Origin of the sequence: Gilliamella sp. Fer4-1 (genome assembly GCF_001690515.1) — a bacterium.
GTDB lineage: Bacteria > Pseudomonadota > Gammaproteobacteria > Enterobacterales > Orbaceae > Gilliamella > Gilliamella apicola_C.
Map to the genome: position 1 here is coordinate 1 of NZ_LZGZ01000230.1, position 8,563 is coordinate 8,563.

General features: G+C 33.4%; 9 protein-coding genes, 1 rRNA gene and 1 pseudogene. 7 read left to right on the forward strand and 4 right to left on the reverse strand.

Translation table 11 applies throughout. From position 1 onward, the window contains the following. Positions 1-2 precede the first annotated feature (2 nt). The 4 genes and pseudogenes from A9G30_RS08260 to A9G30_RS12425 form a co-directional block, all read right to left on the reverse strand. Positions 3-1,064 carry an FAD-binding protein gene (locus A9G30_RS08260; protein WP_065588637.1) on the reverse strand — a complete coding sequence of 354 codons (1,062 nt, stop codon included), beginning with the start codon at positions 1,062-1,064 and terminating at the stop codon, positions 3-5. Between the two features lie 105 nt (positions 1,065-1,169). Continuing rightward, complete coding sequence (locus A9G30_RS08265) at positions 1,170-1,388, reverse strand: hypothetical protein (protein ID WP_065588638.1); 219 nt, start codon at positions 1,386-1,388, stop codon at positions 1,170-1,172. 277 nt (positions 1,389-1,665) lie between these two features. Next, positions 1,666-1,800, reverse strand: a complete 135-nt coding sequence (locus A9G30_RS13650) for a GTP-binding protein (RefSeq protein WP_081295765.1) — start codon at positions 1,798-1,800, stop codon at positions 1,666-1,668. Positions 1,801-1,932: 132 nt separating this feature from the next. Beyond that, a pseudogene (locus A9G30_RS12425) lies at positions 1,933-2,129 on the reverse strand (CstA-like transporter-associated (seleno)protein). A 308-nt stretch (positions 2,130-2,437) separates the two neighbouring features. On the opposite strand from A9G30_RS12425, the gene murA reads away from it, so the two are divergent. The 7 genes from murA to A9G30_RS08300 all read left to right on the forward strand — a co-directional run. Further along, positions 2,438-3,694: a UDP-N-acetylglucosamine 1-carboxyvinyltransferase gene (gene murA, locus A9G30_RS08270; protein WP_065588639.1), complete on the forward strand. Its 1,257-nt coding sequence runs from the start codon at positions 2,438-2,440 to the stop codon at positions 3,692-3,694. Beyond that, the gene (locus tag A9G30_RS08275) at positions 3,694-4,269 is read left to right on the forward strand and encodes a DJ-1 family glyoxalase III (RefSeq protein WP_065579612.1); all 576 of its coding nucleotides are present in this window, start codon (positions 3,694-3,696) and stop codon (positions 4,267-4,269) included. Before murA ends, A9G30_RS08275 begins: the two co-directional genes overlap by 1 nt. Before the next feature lie 12 nt (positions 4,270-4,281). Next, entirely contained in the window at positions 4,282-5,178 is an 897-nt protein-coding gene (locus tag A9G30_RS08280; RefSeq protein ID WP_065567322.1) for a cation diffusion facilitator family transporter, read from the forward strand. Between the two features lie 93 nt (positions 5,179-5,271). Continuing rightward, on the forward strand, positions 5,272-6,234 hold the full coding sequence (gene pfkA, locus A9G30_RS08285; protein ID WP_065567323.1) for a 6-phosphofructokinase: 963 nt from the start codon (positions 5,272-5,274) through the stop codon (positions 6,232-6,234). A 219-nt stretch (positions 6,235-6,453) separates the two neighbouring features. Beyond that, a complete protein-coding gene (locus A9G30_RS08290; RefSeq protein ID WP_065588640.1) occupies positions 6,454-6,705 on the forward strand; it encodes a GNAT family N-acetyltransferase in 252 nt (83 codons plus the stop codon). A gap of 148 nt (positions 6,706-6,853) precedes the next feature. Continuing rightward, a complete protein-coding gene (locus A9G30_RS08295; RefSeq protein ID WP_218057788.1) occupies positions 6,854-7,924 on the forward strand; it encodes an acyltransferase in 1,071 nt (356 codons plus the stop codon). A 563-nt stretch (positions 7,925-8,487) separates the two neighbouring features. Then, a 16S ribosomal RNA gene (locus tag A9G30_RS08300) occupies positions 8,488-8,563 on the forward strand; the annotation flags it as partial.

Genomic DNA, 8,563 nt, shown 5'->3' on the forward strand with positions numbered 1-8,563 from the left:
CGTTATTCAATTTGCCTAATATGTTGAATCTTACTTTTCATGATCAACTTACGCCAGAAAGGCGTCGTTAATAATTTAGCTTTAACAATTTTGCAATAGAGTTTTAAACGTAGTGGAATTGTGCGTTGATAATAACATTTATTTGGTTTCGGATGTTTACTGTTTAAAATTTTACTTAAAATTTCCGCACTATCCAATGCATAACTAATTCCTTCTAAAGAACTAGCACTAATAAAACCTGCAGCTTCGCCAATTAGAAATATGTTTTCATTGCCAGTATAAAAATCACGTAACCGATTTGGGTAAACCACTAAACACTTTTCTGTTTTGACTGGTTTACTAAAAATAAACCCCTGAGCTGTTAATTTTTCTTTTAATTGCTCAAAATTTTGATTTGCCACTTTTTTAGGAAAAGCACCACCAAAAATAAAATAACCATTTTTTGAAATGCTCCAAGCATAGCAATTTGTTGTTTGATTATCAAAAATACACGAATTAAATGGATTTGGGTGTTGTTCTACAAACCATTGTTGTATAGCTACATATTGCCTTATTGTATGCTGAGGATATCGCATCCGCCTAACAAGGGAATTGGCGCCATCAGCACCTACTACATATTGCGCTGTGATATTATATTCGGTTTTGTTTTCATCAATATAAGTGATTTGATAGCCATCAATAATGCGCCTTACTTCTTTACAAAGCGTATTATGAAGAACGGTTACTTTTGACGGTATCAGTGATTTTAACCATAGATCAAATTTGTGTCGATCAAAATTCACATAACTTCGTTGGTAATTGCGAACAAGTTTTGTTTGTAAGTCATAAGTTTTGACACTAAAAATTTGAGGATTAGTTAAAATATCAGTGGGTAAATTCAGCTTTTGTCGAACAAAAGCTTTTTGTGCATCATCTGCTAATAATCCACCACAAGGTTTATGAAAACCTTCATCTGTAGATTGATGTTTTTTATCTAATGCAATGACTTTGAACGACGGGCTAAGTAAACGAGCTAACGTGCTGCCTGCAGGCCCAAGCCCTATAATTGCGATATCATAATCCATGTTATTGTACTGCTTGCTTTATCACGGTTAAAAAAGCTTTCATGTTAGCAAATTAAATTCAATGTGGCTATTAGAGATGTCGTTTTCTGTATACCAACTAGCTTGTCAAAAAGTTTCAGGAATGTATACCGTTTCATCATATAATATAATTTTTTTCAATATGTTAACTTTGTTATTGATCTGATGCTGTTTTTTTAATGCTTGATATAGTTCATTACTTTGATCAAAGCGCTGTATAGCAAGCCAATGTGATTTTGGGATTTGCTCTTTTACTTCTTCAAAGATAGTCGCTTTGTGGTGGATTTTATAAATTCGGTGAATCACTTCAGCTTTTTATTCATTGCCAACGCGGTCTTTTTCGTTAAAAAATGATGCGATTTGAAAAAACAATTTTTTGAAATAACTATGTGATATTTATTAAAATATGTTGCGCATCTACCCGTGTAATAATCGATCAAGTTGGATTTTTCTCGAATTAGATCATCAATAAAAACGGCTCGAATCATTGGTGCCAGATCCCAGATTGGCAAGATCAGTTGGTAGGATAATCTACCAATCAAATTGTAATTCACCCTGCTTAGTGTTTTACGTGTAATTTATGTCATGCTTCGGTTAGTTTTCCTTGCGCGCTACAGTAAATACAGCCATTGGTCATTTCAACGATTTGAATTTTAGTGTTAATATTTAACAAATTACTATCAATGCTTACTGAGCTAAATTCGTTTTCGATAATAATGGCTTTTCATCACTGTTATGTTGTTTTAATAAATAATTAAGGTGTGTTGTCTTACCTGAGCGAAGAAAGTTATTAAGATTACAGGTAATAATGAATTAGTAATAAAATCTTTTACTTATAGCTTTTTAATTATTAGCAATATTTAAAACCACCTTTGCCATTGACTTTTTCCTTCTAGTGCTTTTTAAAAAAACTTTATCAAACATAGGGAGTTGCTTTGGGTGGGTAAGCTTCATATGGTGAACATAATTATCATAACCAAAAGTGCCCACCATCAGTTTTGCAGTTTGACCAAGGTATTTCCCTACTTTAGAGAGAGAATCAAACATATTTTTCTCAGATTGAATACGATATTATTGAAATATAAAATCTTTAAATGGTTATATCGCATAACTCAAATTATAATGACGAATGCAGTATATACCAATAAAGGTGGGAATTTGCCTGAGCCAATCATTGATTAATTGTAATGATTATTAGATTCGCAAATAAAAATCAAATTTTTGATAGCGTTTGATTTTCTGTACTTTTAGTTGATTTGAAAAGAATAGCACTTTAATTTTTTCATGAAATTCATTTATCTATTAGTAAATAACTTCTATAATGTTTGCCAATTTATCACGCATAAGAGTTAATAATGGAAAAGTTTCACGTAAAAGGCCCTACCACGTTAAACGGTGAAGTGGTTATTTCTGGCGCAAAAAATGCTGCGCTGCCAATTTTATTTGCTGCCATTTTGGCTGAAAAGCCTGTTGAACTTAGAAATGTACCCAAGTTGAGAGATATTGATACGACTTTGGAATTGCTAAGTCAGCTAGGTGTAAAATGTGAGCGAAATGACTTTATTCATCTTGATGCGGGTCATCTTAATAACTATTGTGCGCCTTATGAGTTAGTTAAAACTATGCGAGCTTCAATTTGGGCTTTAGGTCCACTTGTGGCACGATTTGGGCAAGGACAAGTTTCATTGCCTGGTGGTTGCGCTATCGGAGCAAGGCCTGTCGATCTTCATATTACAGGTCTTGAACAATTAGGTGCAACTATCACGCTTGATGAAGGTTATGTTAAAGCATCAGTAAATGGTCGGCTTAAAGGTGCTCATATTGTGATGGATAAAGTAAGTGTTGGTGCAACCGTTACTGTTATGTCAGCAGCAACTTTAGCGGAAGGTAAAACGATAATCGAAAATGCAGCTTGTGAACCTGAAATTGTTGATACAGCTAAATTTTTAAATATGCTAGGCGCCAAAATTACAGGTGCTGGTACTATGCGTATTGAGATTGAAGGTGTTGAACGCTTAGGTGGTGGTGTTCATGAGATAGTTCCTGATCGCATTGAAACAGGAACTTTTTTAGTGGCAGCTGCGATATCCAAAGGTAAAATTACTTGTCGTAATACTGATCCCACTTTGCTTGATGCTGTGCTTTCTAAGCTGAAAGAAGCAGGTGCTAAAATTGAATTTGGCAAAGATTGGGTGTGTTTAGATATGCAAGGAAAAAGAGCGAAAGCAGTGAATATTCATACCGCACCTCACCCAGGGTTTCCTACTGATATGCAAGCTCAATTTTCATTATTAAATATGGTTGCTGAAGGCACAGGGATCATTAAAGAAACGATTTTTGAAAATCGGTTTATGCATGTGCCTGAATTAATTCGTATGGGAGCCAGAGCAGAAATTGAAGGTAACACCTTAATAACTCACGGTGTCGAAAAGCTCAGTGGTACACAAGTAATGGCAACGGACTTACGAGCTTCAGCAAGTTTAGTTTTAGCGGGTTGTATAGCTGAGGGGCTAACTACCGTTGATCGTATTTATCATATTGATCGAGGCTATGACAATATTGAAGCAAAATTAAGAAAACTAGGTGCCAATATTGAAAGGATAATAAAATAATGACAAAACAAGCATTGGTGTTTTTATCGGACGGTTGTGAAGAAACAGAAGCTGTGACAACAATTGATTTATTAACTCGAGCAGCAATTAATGTTACGACAGCTAGCATTTCAAGTTCTCGTGAAATTGCCTGCTCTCGAGGCGTAACAATTTTGGCTCAAAAAGTATTTTCAGACATTCAATACATCGATTTTGACGTAGTGGTGTTGCCTGGTGGGTTAAAAGGAGCTGAAAACTTTCGAGATTGTCCATTATTGATTGAGAAATTAAAGCAAACGCATTTAAATGGTGGTATTGTTGCTGCAATTTGTGCTTCGCCAGCTATGGTTTTACAACATCATAATTTATTTCCTAACGCTAATATGACAGGTTACCCAACTACTAAAGGTGCATTCAAAAATTGGAAAGCAGATAGGGTTTATTTTGACAAGTCGAATAACGTTATTACTAGTCAAGGTCCTGCGACTTCTATTGATTTTGCTTTAAAAATTATCGATGTATTGTTAGGCCGAACAAAGGCTGCTGAGGTTGCCGAGCAGTTAGTTCTTCCGTTGGGAATTGAGTCTTATCAATAAATTAGGTACTAAATGTCAAATTCACATTTGTACGAAAAGTTAGTTAAAAGAGCAACGTTAATTGCCGTTTTGACCTCTATTTTTCTAATTTTAATTAAATTTATTACGTGTTGGTTAACTGGTTCAATAAGTTTATTTGCTTCATTACTGGATTCAAGTATTGATTTACTTGCATCTGGTTTCAATTTTTTTTTAGTTCGCTATGCGTTAAAACCTGCTGATGATGAGCATACTTTTGGTCATGGCAAGGCTGAATCTTTGGCTGCATTGTCACAAAGCGCATTTATTATTGGCTCGGCGATAATTTTATTATTTTCTAGTGTTCGATCTTTTATTCATCCTAGCGAATTGCAAATCCCTTTATTAGGAATTATGGTTTCGACAGTTTCAGCGGTAATCACAGGTTTCCTTGTTTTATATCAAAGGCGAGTTGTAAAAATGACTCATAGTCATGCTATTCAGGCTGATATGCTACATTACTCCTCCGACATGTTGATGAATATTGCTGTTATCATTGCGCTTTGCTTAAGTTGGTATGGCCTTACTTATGCTGATGCTGCCTTTGCAGCCTTGATTGCTTTATATATTTGTTATAATGCTTACCATATTGCTTATCATGCTATCCAAGATCTGCTGGATCGCGCTTTGCCTGATAGCGATAATGTACGAATTGCTGAAATCATTTCTTCATACCCTGATGTTCTAGGTTTTCATGATCTAAAAACACGACAAGCAGGACCTATAAAATTTATTCAATTACACCTTGAACTCGATGATGACATGCCTTTAATTAAAGCTCATGCTATTGCGGATGCTATTGAAAAATATATTGCAGAAGAATTTTCACCTGCAACAGTAATTATTCATCAAGACCCAGTTTCTGTTGTGCCTGCTGAAATGAAAAAGTAGAAAAATTAATCAGAAATAGCTTTTATTGTCTATTGTTAGATATCTGTTAAGACTCTATAATAACGAAAAGTTAATAAATTGGAGTTATTTAATATGATAAAAAAAATAGGTATTTTAACCAGTGGTGGCGATGCTCCAGGAATGAACGCAGCTATTCGTGGTGTAGTTAGAACTGCATTGGCAGAAGGGCTAGATGTTTTTGGTATCTATGATGGTTATATGGGGCTTTGTGAAGATCGCATTGTTCAACTAGAACGTTCAAGTGTGTCAGATATCATTACTCGTGGTGGCACATTTCTTGGTTCGGCTAGATTTCCAGAATTTAAAGATAAAGCAGTAAGACAAAAGGGCATTGCTAATTTGAAAAAGCATCAAATTGATGCTTTAGTTGTTATTGGTGGTGATGGTTCTTATATGGGGGCAATGCGATTGACTGAAGAAGGTTTCCCATGTATTGGTTTACCAGGTACTATTGATAATGATATTCGTGGCACTGATTATACTATTGGTTATTTTACTGCGCTTAGCACTGCTGTTGAAGCTATTGATAGATTACGCGATACTTGTTCTTCACATAACCGAATTTCAGTAATTGAAATTATGGGACGAGACTGTGGCGATCTAACCTTAAATGCCTCAGTTGCTGGTGGGTGTGAGTTTATGATTATTCCTGAGGTTTCATATACTAAAGAAGATCTAATCGAAGAGATTAAACTCGGCTTTGCTAAAGGTAAAAAACATGCGATTGTGACTGTTACCGAGCATATGTGTGATGTTAAGCAACTTGCTGCAGACATTGAAGCAGCAGTCCATCACGAAACACGGGCAACAGTATTAGGGCATGTTCAACGAGGCGGTTCACCGGTTCCTTATGATCGTATTTTAGGTTCTCGTATGGGAGCTTATGCCGTTGAATTATTGTTACAAGGTGAGGCAGGTAGAAGCGTAGGTGTACAAAATAATAAATTAGTGCATCATAATATTGTTGATGCTATCAATAATATGAAACGCCCATTTGATATTGATCTATATAATACTGCCAAACGATTATTTTAAATCGTTTATTGTGCAACTAAAGCATAATCTACATTAATTAATATCATTCTGTTTTGCTATAGGTGAACTGTTAAAGATAAAATCTTAAAACAGTCACCTATTTTTTTCTCTACATGTTTTCCTGTAATAGATTTCAGTTATTATAAAAAATTCTTGGATTTTATTAAGTATGGATGTAATTTATAATCAATTAATTACACATATTATGCGGGTAATTTTATGTCATTACGTTTTTTAGAAGAAAGCAATCGCTTTTATGTTTGTGATGCTAATAATAAAGAAATCGCTGAAATGACTTTTACAAGAGTGGGAAAAGATAAAGCGACTATTAATCATACTTATACCGATCCAAAATATCGAGGGCAAGGTATCGCTGATAATTTATTAGAGTTAGTGGTAAAACGTCTCCGGCAGGAAAATCGAGAAATTATTCCTATTTGTTCATTTGCGGCGAATAAATTGGTTAGGTAATCAAATCAAGCGCAATTCGATTATAATATTGATTTATATTAATATTTTCACTGTATTCTTATATGGTTTTTTTTGTAAAAGAGTATTCTAGTTACATAAATATGTGATAATGTATGCACATTCACTTTCATTATTCACACTATCGAAAATGGTAACAGAAAAACCGCAAAAAATTCATTCTATTCACGTATTACGTGGTGTTGCGATTATTATGATTGTTTTTAGTCACTGCTTAGGTGTATTTAAAAATAATCATTTAATTACAAATAGTTATTTATTTTCTTTTTTAAATTTATTTGCATTTAATTTCACTACTTTTTTTGTATTAATTGCCGGTTTTTTATTTCAACACTTGACTTACAAATATGATACTAAAACATACTATTTATCAAAATTTAAGACAGTAGTATGCCCTTATATTTCGGTATCACTTTTTTGTTTTATCTTTTTTCATTATCAGTACTTATCCAATTTGCCATGGTTCTCATCAATTGAGCCTAGTGTTATGAATGCGATAGTTCACATGATGCTAACTGGCACACAGCTTCTACCTTTATGGTTTATGCCAATGATTATCATTATATATTTAATGGGACCACTTTTCTTTTATTGGTCGAAAAAAAAATTAATTGTTGCAGGTTTGATTGCTATGTTTTGGGTTGTGATGTTTACTAAGCCAGATTTTACTAAACCGTTTTTAAATTTATTGCATTACGGTCCTATTTATCTAATTGGCATGATGATAAAACAAAATTATGAAACTATTATCAAATCAGTAAAAGATAATTTGTTTTTGATAATATCCTTTTTTTGTTTATGTTTTTTCATTCCATTTGCTTATCGCTATATGACTCATTTGGTTGTAGAAAAGCTATATTATGATACATTACAAAAGATCATTTTATTTATATTAGCACTTTATTTTTTAGATGGGCTCAATCATAAAGAGAATAAAGGAAAGATTTATAAATTTTTCTCTTATATGGCAAATATAAGTTTTCCCATCTATTTTATTCATGAAATCATTGTGCTACAGCTTGAGCATCTGTTATATATCTCTCCACTAAGTAATATAATTAAAACGGATAATGGTTGGTTAGCATCATTGGGGGCTGTAACTTTTTTAGTCTCTACTTTAGTTATCAGTATTATGATTGCCAACATAATAAAATTGATTTTCAAAAATAACGCAAAATATCTTATAGGTGGAATTCGCTAAATCACGTTATTTATATTTAGTGCTTTTTAATGCTTTTGGTAAAAAAAGAATAATTACTATAGTGAGAATAATCGTTCTCTTTTTAAATATAGTCAAAATATCAATTAATTTTGAAAAAATTATTGAAAATACAAGGATTTTCATATTTACATCAAATGCAGCGAATAAAAGGATTTGAACAAATAAAAAACAAACGAGAGAAAAATTGAAATTAATGCTTGCACGAATTTTTAAAGTCCCTATAATGCGCACCCACTGACACGGCGTCAGAGAAAAGCTGAGGCGAGTTAGTGAAAAATTAAGATCAAAAATTTTGAAAAAAGATCTTGACGAACAAAAAAGGTTAGCGTAGTATACGCAACCCTTGAGACAGCGAAGTAAATTAACGGAAAGTTGATTGATTTAAAAAGGCTGTTAGCTCTTTAAAAATAAGAAACAGACAATCTGTGTGGGCACTTGCGAGACAAAAGATTAAAGTCTACGGACTAAAAAATTAAGTCTTGATAAGTGACACTGAAGATTCATTTGAATATGTCAGAGACAGTTATTGAGCATCAAACTTTAAATTGAAGAGTTTGATCATGGCTCAGATTGAACGCTGGCGGCAGGCTTAACACATGCAAGTCGAACGGTAACATA

Coding starts and splice junctions, on each gene's coding strand:
- A9G30_RS08280 (WP_065567322.1), top strand. CDS start 4,282: ATGTCAAATTCACATTTGTACGAAAAGTTAGTTAAAAGAGCAACGTTA.
- pfkA (WP_065567323.1), top strand. CDS start 5,272: ATGATAAAAAAAATAGGTATTTTAACCAGTGGTGGCGATGCTCCAGGA.
- A9G30_RS08260 (WP_065588637.1), bottom strand. CDS start 1,064: ATGGATTATGATATCGCAATTATAGGGCTTGGGCCTGCAGGCAGCACG.
- A9G30_RS08295 (WP_218057788.1), top strand. CDS start 6,854: ATGGTAACAGAAAAACCGCAAAAAATTCATTCTATTCACGTATTACGT.
- A9G30_RS08275 (WP_065579612.1), top strand. CDS start 3,694: ATGACAAAACAAGCATTGGTGTTTTTATCGGACGGTTGTGAAGAAACA.
- murA (WP_065588639.1), top strand. CDS start 2,438: ATGGAAAAGTTTCACGTAAAAGGCCCTACCACGTTAAACGGTGAAGTG.
- A9G30_RS08290 (WP_065588640.1), top strand. CDS start 6,454: ATGTCATTACGTTTTTTAGAAGAAAGCAATCGCTTTTATGTTTGTGAT.